This window comes from Bradyrhizobium sp. P3_C3 (assembly GCF_056402655.1).
This window is the reverse complement of record NZ_JBFUGY010000042.1, coordinates 1-16,911: the sequence shown is the minus strand read 5'-3', so window position 1 is coordinate 16,911 and position 16,911 is coordinate 1. Positions and strand designations below refer to the sequence as shown.

At 62.3% G+C, this 16,911-nt stretch carries 11 protein-coding genes and 2 pseudogenes; 9 read left to right on the top strand and 4 right to left on the bottom strand.

Annotated elements, in window-relative coordinates; genetic code table 11:
- Window positions 1-268 precede the first annotated feature (268 nt).
- Window positions 269-1,314, top strand: a pseudogene (locus AC1DW2_RS34525) (IS110 family RNA-guided transposase).
- A 341-nt stretch (window positions 1,315-1,655) separates the two neighbouring features.
- Here the strand turns inward: AC1DW2_RS34525 and AC1DW2_RS34520 are convergent.
- Window positions 1,656-1,895: an HNH endonuclease gene (locus AC1DW2_RS34520; RefSeq protein ID WP_477008239.1), complete on the bottom strand. Its 240-nt coding sequence runs from the start codon at window positions 1,893-1,895 to the stop codon at window positions 1,656-1,658.
- Between the two features lie 72 nt (window positions 1,896-1,967).
- Window positions 1,968-3,551, bottom strand: coding sequence for a group II intron reverse transcriptase/maturase (ltrA, locus tag AC1DW2_RS34515; RefSeq protein WP_477008225.1), 1,584 nt, complete (start codon window positions 3,549-3,551; stop codon window positions 1,968-1,970).
- A gap of 1,030 nt (window positions 3,552-4,581) precedes the next feature.
- Here ltrA and AC1DW2_RS34510 point away from each other — a divergent pair.
- The 6 genes from AC1DW2_RS34510 to AC1DW2_RS34485 all read left to right on the top strand — a co-directional run bounded on the left by AC1DW2_RS34510 (window position 4,582) and on the right by AC1DW2_RS34485 (window position 15,191).
- Window positions 4,582-5,526, top strand: a complete 945-nt coding sequence (locus AC1DW2_RS34510) for an ArdC family protein (RefSeq protein ID WP_477008238.1) — start codon at window positions 4,582-4,584, stop codon at window positions 5,524-5,526.
- 107 nt (window positions 5,527-5,633) lie between these two features.
- The gene (locus AC1DW2_RS34505) at window positions 5,634-7,751 is read left to right on the top strand and encodes a ParB/RepB/Spo0J family partition protein (RefSeq protein WP_477008224.1); all 2,118 of its coding nucleotides are present in this window, start codon (window positions 5,634-5,636) and stop codon (window positions 7,749-7,751) included.
- Window positions 7,752-7,935: 184 nt separating this feature from the next.
- Complete coding sequence (locus AC1DW2_RS34500; RefSeq protein ID WP_477008223.1) at window positions 7,936-12,258, top strand: strawberry notch-like NTP hydrolase domain-containing protein; 4,323 nt, start codon at window positions 7,936-7,938, stop codon at window positions 12,256-12,258.
- Window positions 12,258-13,319, top strand: coding sequence for a DUF7146 domain-containing protein (locus AC1DW2_RS34495; RefSeq protein WP_477008222.1), 1,062 nt, complete (start codon window positions 12,258-12,260; stop codon window positions 13,317-13,319). The genes AC1DW2_RS34500 and AC1DW2_RS34495 overlap by 1 nt, the downstream gene beginning before the upstream one ends.
- A 332-nt stretch (window positions 13,320-13,651) precedes the next feature.
- Window positions 13,652-14,575 carry a DUF2493 domain-containing protein gene (locus AC1DW2_RS34490; RefSeq protein WP_477008221.1) on the top strand — a complete coding sequence of 308 codons (924 nt, stop codon included), beginning with the start codon at window positions 13,652-13,654 and terminating at the stop codon, window positions 14,573-14,575.
- Window positions 14,576-14,708: 133 nt separating this feature from the next.
- A complete protein-coding gene (locus AC1DW2_RS34485) occupies window positions 14,709-15,191 on the top strand; it encodes a hypothetical protein (RefSeq protein WP_477008220.1) in 483 nt (160 codons plus the stop codon).
- Between the two features lie 13 nt (window positions 15,192-15,204).
- On the opposite strand, the gene AC1DW2_RS34480 is transcribed toward AC1DW2_RS34485, so the two are convergent.
- Window positions 15,205-15,330 (bottom strand): DUF736 family protein, encoded by a 126-nt coding sequence (locus AC1DW2_RS34480; RefSeq protein WP_477008237.1) that lies wholly within the window; start codon window positions 15,328-15,330, stop codon window positions 15,205-15,207.
- Between the two features lie 418 nt (window positions 15,331-15,748).
- On the opposite strand from AC1DW2_RS34480, the pseudogene AC1DW2_RS34475 reads away from it, so the two are divergent.
- Window positions 15,749-15,904: pseudogene (locus AC1DW2_RS34475) on the top strand (DUF736 family protein); the annotation flags it as partial.
- Window positions 15,905-16,060: 156 nt separating this feature from the next.
- Window positions 16,061-16,633: a GrpB family protein gene (locus AC1DW2_RS34470; RefSeq protein ID WP_477008219.1), complete on the top strand. Its 573-nt coding sequence runs from the start codon at window positions 16,061-16,063 to the stop codon at window positions 16,631-16,633.
- A 97-nt stretch (window positions 16,634-16,730) separates the two neighbouring features.
- On the opposite strand, the gene AC1DW2_RS34465 is transcribed toward AC1DW2_RS34470, so the two are convergent.
- Window positions 16,731-16,911, bottom strand: a 181-nt coding sequence (locus tag AC1DW2_RS34465) for a DUF736 domain-containing protein (RefSeq protein ID WP_477008218.1), incomplete at its 5' end; no start/stop codon positions are given.

The following is a 16,911-nucleotide window of genomic DNA, read 5'->3' as shown; positions in this document are numbered from 1 at the left end:
TGCATCGAAGGTCTCGGACCAGTTTCAGGTGTCGGAATGCGGATGCGCGCTACACAAGACCGGCCTAATCCACGCAGGGCCAGTGAGGATCTTTGACGCGCAGACGAATGCGCGCGAGGAAATCTAGATCCTTCGGCTGGTGGATGCTCCCGCTTGCGCGCGTGTGGCTTTCGCCGCATCGGGCTCTCGTGTTGGGGTGGACGGCCCCCTTCCGCCGGTCTGCGTGGCAGGATGGGGTCGTCGATGACCTCAAACGAAGGAGCCGCCCGTGGAAACGATTGTTCGCATTGGTTTGGACACGTCAAAGAGCGTATTTCAGTTGCATGGCGTTGACGGATGGAGCGGCCGGTCTTGCAACGTAAGTTGAGACGGGGCCAGGTTCTGGCGTTCTTCGGCCGTTTGCCGCCTGCGTTAGTCGCGATGGAGGCTTGCGGAGCATCGCACTATTGGGCGCGGGAGCTGCGATCGCTGGGGCATGAGGTAGCGATGATCCCGCCGCAATATGTCAAACCGTACGTGCAGCGCGGGAAATCCGACGCTGCGGATGCCGAGGCGATTTGCGAGGCGGCGAGTCGGCCGAAACTGCGCAAGAACTTTGTGCCGATCAAAAGTCCCGAGCAGCAGGGCGCACAGATGTTGACCCGTGTGCGCACCCAGTTCATCGGCAGGCGCACCCAGCTCGCCAATTCGATCCGCGGCTACGCCGCAGAGTTCGGCTTTACCGCGCCCAAGGGGCTCTCGCGGCTTCAGCAATTGCTGATCGATATTCGGGCCGACGCGACAGTCCCCGACTTGGCAATGGAGTTGATGGAGGCGTTGGCGACAGAATTGGCACGCGTTGATGATCAGATCGCCACGCTCGACAAGAAGCTCATGCAACTCTATCGGGGTAACGAGATGAGCCGACGACTGGCGACTATTCCAGTGGTTGGTCCGATCGGCGCGACGCTGCTGTCAATCAAGGTCGTGGATGCGCGCGGCTTCAAGTCGGCGAGAAACTTTGCGGCGTGGCTTGGCTTGACGCCGAAAGACCACTCGACGGCAGGCAAGAACCGGCTCGGCGTTATCACGCGCGCCGGTGATGAGATGTTGCGAAGCGTCTTAGTCGCAGGCGCCACCGCGGTCATCGGCGACCTACGCCGGGGCGGCAGTCGGATGTGGCCATGGCTAAAAGCTTTAATCGCGCGGAAGCCGCCAAAACTCGTCGCGATAGCATTGGCCAATAAGATGGCGCGGATCGCTTGGAAATTGATGATCAGCGGGGAACGTTATCGATCCATTGGCAACGCTGTTCCAATGGCGACACCGACATAGGCATAAACGAAATGCAAAGTTTGGTGTCAGCCCCGCAGGACTGACGCTGAGGCCGGAACTTGCAGGATAGGAAGAGGTGGTGTGATCGGCGCAAGCCGAACAGGGAGAGTTTCCGCTCGGTTTACCGGTAGCAAATGCCGCTCTCGTGTTTGGAACTCACTGTCCGCGAAGCCCATCTTGGCCAGTGGTCGCAGACCCAATCGTAGGCCGGACATATGAGCGCAAGCGATCCGAACATGCTGCCCGAGCCAATCCTTGCAAGTCGGGGGCCGTCCACATATGAACCGAGCCGCCTTGCGTCTCGGTAGGGTAGGCGTGGGACACCTCCGCGGAGGATGTCCCTACGCCTCCCCCCAAACCGTGCGGGCACCTTTGCGATGCACACGGCTTTCCATATGCGTATGCTCTCGATTGGAGACGGCCACCCGGCACGACGGGCACAGGACGATCGTCTTGCGCCGCCAACCGGACCGTTTCCAGACTATCAGCGACCCACTCTGCAGGTCTCGCACGCGGCGGAGGTGATGCATCTCGAATGGTCCTGTCGTACCGCCACATGCTTCGCATCGGCGAGCATGCAGGCGATCGATTAGGTCATTCGAGTTTGTGACCCACCACGCGCCTCTTGTGAGATCGTCAATTCCTTGACTTATTCAAAAGGTTCGCGTGAGGTGCTTCAGTCTCCACAGTTTGATCGTGCGAAGCTTGCCTCGGACTACGGAGGACACCTCGTAATCCGACCCTTTCCACAGACGGGCCATGATCTGTGCCCTCGTCGTTCGATGGCGCAACGGCAGCGTCTTGATGAGGCTGCGGAACACAACGAGCTCCAGCACTCCCAAGGCACGTTTGTTGTCATCGGCAAACGAGTAGTAGTTGGCAAAACCACGGAACTCTGAGTTATAGGCGAGCACGGTCGCAGTGTCGCTGGTGACCAAGAACTGCTCACGAGCGCGGCCGGTCTTCCTGGCGAGGTCGCCATAGCCATGCCGTTTGCAGAACTCGGTTATCCGCTTGCGTGGCACACGCAGACTGATATTGCCGGTAGTCGGCCGACGCGTAACGCGCCATGTCCGTGCTGCCGGTCCCTTGCGGTTGGACTTTCGTCCACCCCCGTAGGACGTGTACGCCACAATGCGGTAGCCGAGGAAGGTCACTCCCTTTGAGGCGGCCTGAATCCCACTCTTCTCGGGCGAGATCGCGAGCTTCAGCGTCTCTGTCAAGAATCGCTCGACAGAGGCCATGGTCTCACGAGCCTCCTCCTTGCTGCCGATGATGCCGATCAGGAAGTCGTCGGCGTATCGACAGTAGCGGAGCCTTTTGAAGTTGGGGTCCATGGGATCGACGGAAGGTAGTTTCCGTCTCTCCTTATTAATGGCTTTGATCTCTGCCATTGCGGCATTGATCTCGGCCAGTTCCGCGCCGTTGGCGCGCAGCCGCTCAATCTTCCGGCGGAGGCCAAGGACGCGCCTTTGCAACGCCGCATAGGGCGGGAATGCGCGTCGGTCGCGGCCTCTATCGAATCCCGCCCTCAACGCCTGCATGTGCTGATCCAGCTCATGCAGATAGATGTTGGCGAGCAAGGGCGATACGACTCCGCCCTGTGGTGTACCGCTGTATGTGCGTCCATAGACCCAATCTTCCATGTAGCCCGCTTTCAGCATTCCTTCGATCAGACCGATGAATCTGTCATCATCGATCCGCTTCTTGAGAAGCCTGAGCAGGACGTCATGGTCGATGTTGTCAAAGAACCCACGCACGTCCACTTCGATCAGCCACTTGCAACCCGTCCAAGTCTTCTTGATGAGATTTAGCGCGGTGTGACAGGACCGCCTGGGGCGGAACCCATGCGACTCATCCAGGAACACAGGTTCATAGATTGCCTGGAGGATGGTCCTGACCGCCTCCTGAACGAGTCGGTCCTCCACCGTGGGAATTCCCAGCGGTCGTGTCTTGCCGTTGCCCTTCGGGATGTAAACCCGGCGGACAGGTCGGAAGCGATATGTGCCCTCTGCCACGCGACAAGCGAGGTCGGCGAGCTTCGCCAGCGACATGCCGTCGAAGGTCTTGCCGTCAACACCGGGCGTCAAGGCTCCCTTATTTTGGGAGACCTTTTCGTAGGCCCGCTCGAAGAGAAATGGAGATCTCATCAGGCGGTGAAGGCCATTGATCCGCTTGCCCGACCGCGACAAGGTCGGAAGTGATTCAATTCTCCTCTGGATGGTAACGGCCTGCATCAGCAGAACCTCTCCGTGAAGAATCTCTTCTACGCATACTGCATATGCCGTTGTTAGCGGCATCGTCCTTCCCCCGATCGGAGGCGCTTTCGAACCGGTCACCCGGCCTTATACGCGTGATCGTCCGCCTCGCGGCGGCTGTCCCGGCCGTTACGCCGGGCATTTGGGTACTACGACGGCTCCGTCGCCATACAGGTTCGCGAACGAACCTGCTGCAGGCGATCCCGTAGTTGCGTGTGTAGGGAGTTACGGTGTGTTTAGGTGTCCCATTCGCTTCCTTGACCCTCCGACGGAGGTCGTCCCACGCAGACTGGTGGCGGATCGCACTGGCCGGTGCGATTTGCCCCGCGTGGCGTAGCGTGTCAGCCGCGTTCGCTACCGCCAGCCCTTTGGCAACTGGAAACTGGGATTCAGGCAATACAGCTTTAACCATGCACACCTTACCTTGTGCTCTCCACCGGGCTGCGGCGCCCGATTTCGAGACGTTTCCCGACATGCTCTGGTCCCGTTCCTCTTTCGAGGTCTCAGTCGTTTCCGACACCGGTAAGTCGGGCAGATAAGAGCCAAACCAGTAGGCTCTATTCTTTCGAACACTCCCTTCTTCTTCACGCCACAACGGCGCACGCCATCCGGCTTCGATCCCTCGCGCAAGGACTTTCGGAGCTCCTCGCCGGGGGCACTCGTGAAAGGGGCTCGCCTTCGGCGATCGCTATCACTGCCCCGTTCCCGGGTGCCGCTGTTAACCGGTCTCGTCGCTGCACTCGGACCCGCGTGCCCCTTCGGGTCGCTATGCTCACGCTCTCCGGGTGCCATTTCCCGTTGAGGCGATGCGCCCTGGGCGCACGCCTGGTCGGGCCTTCGGCCCTGGGCACCTTAATGCCAAGTGCCATGAAAAATTGGACGGAAGGCGGGCCGCGTCGCCGATTTCGCATTCTCACTTAGAGGCTGAGAGTAAGAGTGTCGCGCGGTTTTGCCGTGACGGGTGACAGGCTGCGAGAGAGGCTCGCGGCGCCCGTCGCGGAGATCCGCGATGTCCAGACAATATTATCGGGCGCGCACCGGTGAGGACCGGACAAGCCTTTATGACGACATCACCAACAAGATCATCGCCGAGCTGGAGGCTGGCCGAGTGCCGTGGGTGCAGCCTTGGGGCACGGCGGCGAAGGCGCCTTTGGCACTGCCGAAGAGCGCAGCGACCGGCCGTCAATATAGCGGCATCAACATTCTGATCCTCTGGGGGGCCGCCACTGAGCGCGCATTCACCGGTCAGAGCTGGCTTACCTTCCGCCAAGCGCTATCGCTCGGCGGTCACGTCCGCAAGGGCGAGCGCGGCACGACCGTCGTCTATGCCGACCGGTTTGTCCCAGTCGACGAACAGCGCCGCGCACACGAGAACGGCGAGGAAGCGCAGGCCGTTCCGTTCCTCAAGCGCTTCACGGTCTTCAACAGCGATCAATGCGACGGCCTGCCTCCAGAGATCGCAACAACGGCGCCGCCTCCGCCGCCAGGCCTGATCGAGCCACGGGTCGAATACCTGATCAAGGCGACCGGCATCGACTTCCGCATCGGTGGTAACCGGGCCTTCTATGCGCCCACAGAAGATTATGTGCAGGTGCCGCCACCGCAAGCCTATTTCGAACCGATCAATTGGCATCGCACGGCCCTCCACGAGTTGGCGCATGCCAGCGGCCATCCATCACGTCTCAATCGCGACTTGTCGGGCAGCTTTGGTACCAAGAAGTACGCGTTTGAGGAGCTGGTTGCGGAGATCTCGTCTGCGTTCGGTTGTGCTTCGCTCGGTATCGTGCCCACGGTGCGGCACGCCGACTATATCGCCTCGTGGCTTGACGTGCTGCGCGAGGACAATCGTGCAATTATCCGGGCCGCTTCCCAGGCGAGCAAGGTCGCGGACTATCTCCTTGGCTTTCTCCCAGAACCCGCTGTCGATATGCCGGAGGACCAGCAGGCGGCCTGAGGTTCTGCTCGGTGGCCGCGGGCACGAGAGTGAGAGGGCAGGGGCGTTTCCATGACGGGTTGGAGGCCGAGAGAGAGGCTCTCGGCTGCCCGTCGTGGAGAATCGATATGACGAAGGCTGTCCAAAAGATCACGCTGTCCCCCTCGCGAGACATTCCGTTCAACAAACTGATCCTCAGCCAGTCCAACGTCCGGCATGTGAAGGCGGGCATTTCCATCGAGCAACTCGCCGAAAGCATCGCGCAGCGTACGCTCCTGCAAAGTCTCAACGTGCGGGCGGTTGTGGACGCCGAAGGCAATGAGACCGGCATGTTCGAGGTCCCGGCAGGCGGCCGGCGCTATCGCGCGCTGGAACTTCTCGTAAAGCAGAAGCGCATGGCGAAGACGCAGGCGGTTCCTTGTGTCGTGCGCGAGGGGGGCATCGCTGAAGACGACTCGCTTGCAGAGAATGACGAGCGGGTAGGGCTTCATCCGCTCGATCAGTTCCGAGCATTCCAGACATTGAGTGGCGCCGGTTTATCCGACGAGGATATCGCTGCCCGGCACTTCGTGACACCGGCCGTCGTGAAGCAACGACTCCGGCTGGCGTCCGTGTCGCCAAAGCTACACGACGTCTATGCCGAAGACGGCATGACTCTCGAGCAACTCATGGCCTTCTCTGTGACAGCCGACCACGCCAGGCAGGAGCAGGTCTGGGAGAACGTCAGCCGATCCGGCTATGATGAACCCTATCAGATCCGGCGAATGCTCACGGAAAATACCGTGCGCGCGTCCGATCGCCGCGTTCAGTTCATTGGACTGGATGCTTACGAGCAGGCTGGTGGTGGCGTTTTGCGGGATCTGTTCGAGCACGATGATGGCGGCTGGCTACAGGACGTTGCTTTGCTCGATCGTCTCGTTACAGAAAAGCTCAAAGCCGAAGCCGAGACGATTGCAGCCGAGGGCTGGAAGTGGATTTCGCTCGCCGTCGAATTCCCCTACGGCCACACGGATGGCCTGCGTGAGCTGGAGGGCAAACCTGTCGATCTCTCCCCAGAGGAGCAGACCACCATCGACGCACTCAACGCCGAGCAAGCCAAGCTTGAATCCGATTATCAGGATGCCGACGAGCTGCCCGATGAGGTCGATCAGCGTCTGGGGGAAATCGAGGCGGCTCTGGTGGCGTTCGAAGAGCGGCCGATGATTTACGATCCGGCCGATATCGTCCGCGCCGGCGTCTTCGTCAGCATCGATTCCGAAGGCCGCCTTTCGGTAGATCGGGGTTACGTCCGTCCGGAAGACGACGTGTCGGCAGACGATCCTGATGTCGGGCAGGGCGGCGATACACAGTCGATCGAGGGGAACGCGGCTGGGACTTCCGTCCAGCGCACGTCCATCGCGGTGGCCGGCGGCGCCGCCGACGCGGAAGAAGATGACGAAGACGGGACAAAACCTCTGCCTGATCGGCTGATCACCGAGCTGACAGCGCATCGCACACTGACGTTGCGGGATGCGCTGGCAAAAAATCCTGCGATCACGTTTCAAGCGGTGCTGCACAACTTCGTACTGACGGCCTTTTACCGGTTCGCATCGTCCGGGAGCTGCCTCGAGATCGGACTTCGCACGCCGGCCTTTCCGGCTCAAGCTCCCGGCCTGAGGGAAAGTGCCTCAGCGAAGGCCGTTGAGGCGCGGCATGAGTCCTGGAAGGCACGTTTGCCGAAGGGCGAGAACGATCTCTGGGATGCTCTTTCAGCCCTCGATGGCGACGCACAGGCATCCCTGTTTGCTCACTGCGCGTCATTTGCGGTCAACGCCGTCTATGAGCCGGCCAACCGCTACAATCAGGGCCGCGTCTCCGCCCAAGGCGTCCGCACCCGACTCGACCAGGCCGATGTGCTGGCGCGCGCTGTCGAGCTCGACATGGTTCGAGCGGGCTGGAGGCCTTCCGTCGACAACTATCTCGGCCGGGTCACCAAGCCGCGCATTCTGGAGGCGGTGCGGGAAGCCAAGGGCGAGTCGTCCGTGCAATTGATCGACCACCTGAAGAAAGCCGACATGGCCAGGGAGGCCGAGCGTCTTCTCGATGGTTCGGGCTGGTTGCCGGAGCCGCTCCGTCTCGTCGATCCCAATGCGGTGTCAGAGGAGCAGGAAAGTGAAGCGGGCCCGCTGCCCGAATTCCTCGGCGAGGACGAGGATCGGGACAACGCGAACGACGATGATCCGCAACAACTCGACGCGGCTGAGTGACATCGTAGAAGGGACGGCTCCGGCCGTCCGGCAATTGCTTGGGGACCGGTGTGTCGCGCCGGTCCCCATTCTTATGGGCGAGGGCTGAGAGGGAGAGCCGGACCGGGAAGGGTTTGAATCGCCGTGGTCTTAAGGAGAGCGACGGGCGGTTCGACCCATTCCTGCTCTCCGAAAGAACCCTGTCATGACCGAATCTCTCGCCGGCGGCGCTGCCGCCGCGCCGCTCTCGATGCGCGCCGCTGCAACTCTCACCTCCGCCGCCGTCAAGGCCGCGCGACAGCTCGTGATTGATCTCGAGCGCGGCCGTCGCATCGATGCCGCTGTCCTGCGTAACGCCATGGAAGTTGCCTTCGGCGCTTCCGACGCCACTGGCGTCTGGAACTGGAAGACCGCCTATGATGTCTGCGAGGCGGCAACCGTTCTGTTCCTTCGCAAGTTTGGCCCGGCTATCCGTGTCAAGGCCGGCTCGACGGCCGCGATGCTGCCGATGCTCGCGAGAATCGCGCGCTGTCTGCCGACCCACACGCGGCGCTCCGAGGACAGCCAAGCCCTTCAACAATTCTCGACGCCGATCCCGCTTGGGCTCACCGCATGCACCGCGGCCGGCGTCACGCCGTCCGACCGGGTTTTGGAGCCCTCCGCGGGAACCGGCTTGCTCGCCGTCTTTGCCGAGCTTGCTGGCGGCGCCTTGGTGTTGAACGAACTGGCCGTGGGTCGCGCGGCCTTGCTCGATCAACTGTTCCTCAACGTTGAGGTGACGCGGTTCGACGCTGCCCAGATCGATGATCATCTCGATGCGGGTGTCATGCCGAGCGTCGTCCTGATGAACCCGCCGTTCTCGGCATTGGCGAACGTCGATCGACGGATGGCGGAAGCGGCTTTCCGGCACATCGCCTCATCCTTGGCGCGTCTTTGCGACGGTGGGCGTCTGGTCGCCATCACCGCCGCAAGTCTTGCGCCAGACAATCCGGTATGGCGCGACGCCTTCGTTCGCCTCCAGGAGCGCGGGCGGGTGGTGTTTTCTGCCGCCATCGATGGCGCGATCTATGCGAAACACGGAACGCAGACCGACACAAGGCTGCTTGTGATTGACAAGCAGCCTGCCGCAGATCCGAAGGTCTTTGAGGCCTCGCTGGGCATGGCGGGCGATGTCGCCACGTTGCTCGACTGGGTGAGCCAGCGTGTGCCCCCGAGGCTGCGCATTGCCAATCCTGTCGTGGTCGACGTCATCAGACGCCCCGCTGCGTCGCGGCCGGCAGGCGCCTTTGCACCACGCCCATCGTCCACTTCGGGAGACGGCGCGCCAGAGGGCGTCGAACTCACCTACAAGACGGTCGCGTGGACGCCTCCGGAAGGCGCTGGGCTCACCGACGCGCTTTATGAGGAATACGCGCTGCAGGCGATCCGTATTCGGGACGTGCATGCGCATCCGACCAAACTCGTGCAGTCCGCCGCGATGGCCTCGGTCGCTCCGCCGAAGCCATCTTACCGGCCACATCTGCCGGCCAATGTCGTGGCGGATGGCATCCTGTCCGACGCCCAGCTTGAGAGCGTCATCTATGCGGGCGAGGCGCATTCCGAGTTTCTTGCGGGTACCTGGACGGTCGATGCGACCTTTGATGTTGTGGCGGCCGCACGCGACGATGCAGATAATGCTGTCCGCTTTCGCCGGGGCTGGTTTTTGGGCGACGGCACTGGTGCGGGCAAGGGGCGGCAGGTCGCCGGCATCCTGCTCGACAACTGGCTCAAGGGCCGCCGTCGCGCGGTCTGGATCAGTAAGTCCGACAAGCTAATCGAGGATGCGCAGCGCGACTGGTCCGCGCTCGGAATGGAGCGGTTGCTCGTGACGCCGCTGTCACGTTTCCGGCAGGGCACACCGATCCGGCTCGCGGAAGGCGTCCTTTTCACCACCTACGCTACGCTGCGCACCGACGAGCGGGACGAGAAGCTTTCGCGCGTGCGGCAGATCGTTGAATGGTTGGGCTCCGACTTCGACGGAGTGATCGTCTTCGACGAGAGCCACGCCATGCAGAACGCGGCAGGCCAGAAGGGCGAGCGCGGCGACCAGGCGGCCTCCCAGCAGGGGCGGGCGGGGCTTAGGCTCCAGCACGCATTGGCGCATGCCCGCGTTGTCTACGTCTCGGCGACCGGTGCCACGACCGTGCACAATCTGGCTTATGCACAGCGCCTAGGGTTGTGGGGCGGCACCGATTTCCCGTTTGCCACCCGCGCCGAGTTCGTCGAGGCGATCGAGGAGGGCGGCGTCGCGACGATGGAGGTACTTGCGCGCGACCTTAAGGCGCTCGGTCTCTACGCGGCGAGGTCTCTATCTTACGAGGGCGTCGAGTACGAGCTCATCGAGCACCAGCTCACGCCAGAGCAAGTACGCATCTATGACGCCTACGCCGGCGCGTTCAGCGTCATCCATAACAATCTCGATGCGGCAATGCGGGCCGCGAACATCACCGGCGAGATCGGCACGCTGAACGGCCAGGCTAAATCGGCGGCGCGATCCGCTTTCGAGAGTGCCAAGCAGCGCTTTTTTGGCCACCTCCTGACTTCGATGAAGACGCCGTCGCTGGTCCGCTCGATCGAGTGCGATCTCGACGCCGGCCATGCCGCCGTCATCCAGATCGTTTCGACCGGTGAAGCGCTGATGGAGCGCCGGCTGGTCGAGATACCAACGGAGGACTGGGGCGACGTCCAGGCCGACATCACCCCGCGCGAGTATGTGCTCGACTATCTCGCCCATGCCTTTCCGGTCCAGCTCTATGAGCCCTTCACGGACTCGGAGGGTAACCTCTGCTCCCGGCCTGTCTACCGTGATGGGCAGCCGGTCGAGAGCCGGGAGGCGGTCGCCCGCCGCGACCGCCTCATCGAGAAGCTGGCCTCGCTGCCGCCGGTGCCTGGGGCGCTGGATCAGATCGTCCAGCGCTTTGGTACCGATATGGTCGCCGAAGTGACCGGCCGCTCGCGCCGCATCGTTCGCAAGGGCGACTGTCTGGTGGTCGAAAACCGGGCCGGTTCGGCCAATCTCGCCGAGACCTCGGCCTTCATGGATGACGCCAAGCGCATCCTTGTGTTCTCCGACGCGGGCGGCACGGGGAGGAGCTACCATGCCGAACTGTCGGCGCGGAATCGCCGCCTGCGGGTCCACTATTTGCTCGAGCCCGGCTGGAAGGCGGACGCCGCGATCCAGGGGCTCGGCCGCACCAACCGGACCAACCAGGCGCAGCCGCCGCTGTTTCGTCCCATTGCGACCGACGTGAAGGCCGAAAAGCGCTTCCTCAGCACCATTGCCCGCCGGCTCGACACCTTGGGAGCCATCACGCGCGGCCAGCGCCAGACCGGAGGGCAGGGCCTGTTCCGGCCCGAGGACAATCTCGAGAGTCAGTATGGCCGCGACGCGTTGCGTCAGCTCTATACGCTACTCGCGCGCGGCAAGGTCGAGGGCTGCACGCTCGATAGGTTCGAGGATGCGACCGGCCTGAAGCTCACGGATGCCAATGGGCTCAGGGATGACCTGCCGCCGATCACGACTTTCCTGAACAGGTTGCTCGCGCTCACGATTGAGCTTCAGAATATCTTGTTCACCGTCTTCGAGCAGCTATTGACCGCTCGGATCGAGGGCGCGGTCGCGTCTGGCACCTATGACGCCGGACTGGAAACGCTCCGCGCCGAGAGCTTTGCCGTCGCCGACCGGCGGACCATTTACGTCCATCCGGGCACTAGCGCCGAGACCCGGCTGCTCACGATCAGCCAGTGCCAGCGCAATCATCCTGTGAGCCTGGATGACGCCCTTGGTCGTCTTTCCGATCCTCGCGCAATCCTGTTGATCAATGAGCGCTCGGGACGAGCCGCGGTGCAGGTCTCAGCCCTGAGCTTCATGCTTGATGACGGTGAGATCGAGCAGCGCGTCCGCCTGATCCGGCCCATGGAACAGCATAGCGTTCCCTTGAAGATCATGGCGGAAAGCCATTGGGCCGAGGCGGATAGTAAGCGTTTTGCCGCAGTCTGGCTGGCGGAGCTTGCCGAGATCCCCGAGTTCACGGAAAGCACGATCCACGTCGTGGCCGGCTTGCTGCTGCCCATCTGGAAGCGGCTGCCGAATGAGTCGACCCGGGTGTATCGACTGCAGACGGACGCGGGCGAGCGGATCATTGGCCGCAAGGTCTCGGCGACCTGGGTCGCGAACGTCCTTGCGGCTGATGCGCCGGCGTTGACGCCCGAGGCTGCCTTCGCCGCGCTCATGGAGGGTCGGACTGTCCTCGAGCTTGTGGAGGGGCTCCGGCTTCGCCGTGTCCGGGTGATGGGCGCACATCGCATTGAACTCTCGGGCTTCAACGACAAGATGCGCGATAGACTGCGGGCTTACGGCCTCTTCGGAGAGATCATCTCCTGGAAGTTGCGCATGTTCGTGCCCGCGGACGTGAGCAGTGTCGAGATCCTGGCGAAGGTGCTCGACCGCTATCCGGTCGCGCGCATCAGTGAGCGGGAGGCCGCCTGATGCCCCGCGATGCCAGCGAACTGGCACGGCGCCTCGCGCGCGAGGCCGAGGCGGTGTGCCGACATTATCTCTCCCACGGCAAGCGGGCGGGGCGGTACTGGGTGGTCGGCGACGTCCACAATACGCCAGGCCGCTCACTGTTCGTGCGGCTTCAGGAATCGCCGAAGGGCCCTGCGGGCAAATGGACGGACGCTGCGACTGGCGAGCATGGCGATCTCCTGGACGTCATCCGCGAAAGCCTCGGTTTTCGCGATTTCCGCGAAGCCGCCCAGGAGGCAGAGCGCTTTCTGAAGTTGCCTCGTATCGAGCCTGAATTGGTCTCGAAAGCCGATCGTCCAGCGGTGCCAGCCGGATCCCAAGAGGCCGCCCGCCGGCTCTTTGCGATATCCAGCCCGATCCACGGGACCGTGGTTGAGACATATCTGCAGCGTCGCGGGATCGCCCGCGTACATCATGATGGCAGCTTACGTTTCCACCCACGCTGCTACTATCGGCCGGACGAGCACCTGCCGACGGAGACCTGGCCGGCGATGATCGCTTCTGTCACTGACCTCGATGGCAGGATCACCGGCGTACACCGTACCTGGCTCGACCCGGACGGCTTTGATCGCGTTCGACTGGGCAAGGCTCCGATCGATACGCCGCGACGCGCGATGGGCGACCTTCTCTGCAATGCTGTTCGTTTCGGCGTAGTGGACGACGTGCTCGCCGCCGGCGAGGGCATCGAGACCATGCTCTCGCTGCGCTACGTGCTGCCGACGATGCCGATGGCCGCTGCGCTTTCGGCTAATCACCTCGCTGCCATGTTGCTGCCGTCGGGCCTTCGCCGGCTCTATATCGCTCGCGATGCCGATGCCGCCGGTGATACGGTGCTCGCCGTTCTGACCCAGCGCGCAGCAGACTCCGGCATTGAAGCGATCGCGCTGTCGCCACGGTTGGGCGATTTCAACGAAGATCTGCACGTCTTCGGTCTTGACGATCTCCGTGCGGCCTTGCGGAGTCAGCTCGTACCTGAGGATGTCGTCCGCTTCCTGCATTCGTCGACGGTGCCCGCCGAGTAGGTCACGACTGTTCGATCGACGGCGACAGGTCGCTCATGGGCGAGGCCGATAGCGGAAGAGGGCGCGACCTCGGCCTTCTAGAGGGCGATCGGACGGCAAGCGGCCCGGGCCGGCAATGGCTGCGTCCGGCTATTTTCCGCCGCGCGCCGGCGATGTGAAGAAACATCGTACGTTTGGCCAGCGCGCTTTGCATCGCGAAGCAAAATAGCCGGCCTCCGCCATCCTCCGCTGCCGCTTCGGCCCTGTCGGGTTCTGGTCCGTTCCGTCTGCCGTCAGAGGATCGCCCCGAAGGCCGCGATGGTCGCGGCCGATCCGGCAAAGGACCTCTTCCCATGACCGACCATGACGACATCGAACCGCCGCACGCCACATCTCCGACCGACCACGTCCTCACCGAATTACAGCTCTTCGGCTACCGTCCCTTCGACGATCAACCCGATCCGAGACCGCTCCCCGAGGGCAAGATGATCGTCGGCGCCGTGATCGATATCTTTGACGCCTTGGTTGCGACCCTGAACGACACGCGGCTTGAGCCGGACCTTGACGATCTGCTCTGGTCGACAGTCAACCTGTTCCATCGCGCCGTCGACCGCATCGAACGCCAGCTCGACGACAACGAGCAGGCTCAGCACAAGAGCCAGCGCGAGCAGAATGGCTCGGAAGTGCGATCGGTCGAACTCGAGCGCCTGACGGCTGAAGGCATCTCGCTGATCGAGCGCCGCAATTGCCTGGAGCTCTTCCGCGACCAGGCCATTGACCGATTTGAGGTCCACACCGGCGCGTCCTGGCGTCCGCGGTCAGGATCGTTGGTCAATCACCGCACGCTCACCGCGGCAATGATCGACTCCCGCGACTTCATCGCCGCCAAGCGTCGTTCCGAGACGGAGGTCTTGTTGCCACCAGGGCCGAAAATCGCACTCACCGGTGGGCTCGACTTCAATGACCACCACCTCATCTGGGACCGTCTCGACAAGGTTCATGCCAAGCACCCCGACATGGTCCTCCTCCATGGCGGCTCCCCGAAAGGCGCCGAACTGATCGCCTCGAAATGGGCGACCAACCGCAAAGTGCCACAAATCGCCTTCAAGCCCGACTGGACCAAGCATGCCAAGGCAGCACCATTCAAGCGCAACGACGCGATGCTCGAACTCCTGCCGATCGGCGTCATGCACTTTCCGGGCACGGGGATCCAGGACAACCTGGCCGACAAGGCGAAGCGGCTCGGCATGCCCGTCTGGAAGTTCGGCGGCGCATGAGCGCCGTCTGCTCGCCTCTAGGCAATGTTGAGTTGCACGCCGCAACTCCGCCTCGTTTCGATTTTACGCCGAAGCCGCGCCGCGGTGGTGGTGGAAGGCGCGACCAGTACATCTATGCATTGGAGCCACCACCATGCTCGCCCTTGGGCTTGCTCTCAACACACTCGGCATTGGCTTGTTCTGCTGGGCGATCTTTGTGCTCGCTGTGTATGCCCTGCCGTTCTTCATTGCGCTCACCGTCGGGATGATGGCCTTTCAGAGTGGTGCCGGGATAGTCGGCGCACTACTCGTCGGCATGGCCTCTGCCGCGCTGACGCTCGCGATCGGTCAGGTTGCCGTTGCCGCTAGTCGATCCTGGACCTTGCGCATCGCGATCGCGACCGCATTCGCGGTCCCCGCGGCAATCGCGGGCTATCACATGGTGTTTGCAATGTCGCTGATCGGGATGCCTTCGCTGGCTTGGCGTGAGGCCTTCGCTTGCCTGGGTGCAGTTTGCATCGGTGGCACGGCATGGGCGCGTTTGACCGTTTTCGCAAAAACCCGCCCGTCGGAGTCTGCCGGGGTGGTGGAGAATACGCCTCGACCAGTGCTTACAGCCGCCACGCACGAGCGATGAAGCTTCGTCGCCATCATCGGTCGAGCAAGACCGCAGGACGCGTTACGTTGAACGAGGGGTCGTCGAGCTTGAGCGAGAGGTAACCGCACTTCTCCTCGGAGCGCTTTAAGCAAGCCGGACCAATCTCTGTCTGGTCCACATAGTTGCGGTAGAGCGACGCGCCTCGCTCAATAATTCCTTCCGGGACGATACCGCCCTTTGCGGCAGAACGTTTCTCTTTCTGCGCCGAACCGTATCGACCTCTTGTGCAGTTCAACCGAGCTTCGCCAAGTCTTCTCCTTAAGATTGCGGTTCAGCACGCGGACGCACGTGGCCTCTTTGATGGCTTGATCTGGCCGAAGACCGGCTGCGCCTCGATCGTCTGAGCCGCAACGCCGTTGATGCGACTTTCTTCCCCTGGGCTTACGCCCATTCCTCGCGAGGCAAGAAAGTCGCAACAACGGCGTCCTCCGCTGCGCTCCGGCCCGCAAGCGGGTGCGTCGCCAATCGTCCTCGGCCTCTAGATCGCCATCGAGGCCGCGGTGGTCGCGGGCTCGAAACACAACAGGAGAAGTGACATGGCTAACATCGGTTCTTTCAAGAAAGTCGGCAACGATTTCCAGGGTGAGATTGTCACCCTGAGCCTGCAAGCCAAGGGCGTCCGTATCGTCGCCGAGACTAACCGCTCCAACGACAACGCTCCCAGCCACCGAATCTACGTGGGCCGCGCGGATTATGCGTAGCGCGTGATTATGCGGAGTCTGGTAGCGAAAGTGCTGGTTTTCCGGCCTATTGGTGGTGATAGCGCTTCGCATAATCGCGATGCTTGGTCCCGCTGACAAACAGAACGCGCGCGCTCAGTCCATTGTCAATTCGCGGGTTCTAGGCGTATGTGGGTAATGCCTTCGCGTATAGAGATAGTGCCTGCGCAGCCAAGCTGGCGAAGCGACTTCGAGGCGTTAAAGATTGCCTTAATGCGGGCCGCACGTCTTGGATCGTACTTCCATCACATCGGCTCAACCGCCGTTCCAGGGCTTGCCGCAAAAGACGTGATCGACATCCAACTTACCGTCGAGTCCTTGGGTAACCTTGATGACATGGCTTTCGAAGCGGCAGGATTTAAGCGTATCGACGGCTTGTCCGACCACTGCCCACCGGGTTTAGAGCTGGGCGAGAACGATCTGAAAAAGCGCTTCTATAGAAGTCAGAGCCGACCAGCTAATCTTCATGTTCGTGAAGTTGGCCGTTTTAACCAGCGCTATGCACTTCTCTGCCGCGAATACCTGCGCTCTCACCCCGTTGCGGCCGGTGCATATGTCTTGATCAAGGAACGGCTCGCCGATCGGACGCCCAACGACCAGGATGCATATTACGAGATCAAGGACCCGGTGTTCGATATCATCATGGAGGGTGCGAACGAGTGGGCCGCGCGGATCGGATGGAGCGAGCCACCCGCAGACTAAGGCCAGCGTCGATAGTTGTCGGCGACATTGCTCCACATAATATCAGCGGTGGTGCCGCGGCGCCTCGCCGGGTGGCGGGGCGCCGCGGGCGCTGCGGTCACCGCGACCAGATCAGCGCATGTTCGCCATCTTCGCCTTCGAAGAGGTTGGCGTAGATGGGGGCGGTGAACGACGGATCGTCGAGCTTGACCGAGTGATAGACCCGGTCGTCCTTCGAGGTGCGGCGCCATGCGGCACCGATCTCGACGCCCGAGACGACGACCCTGAGGTCCGGCGCC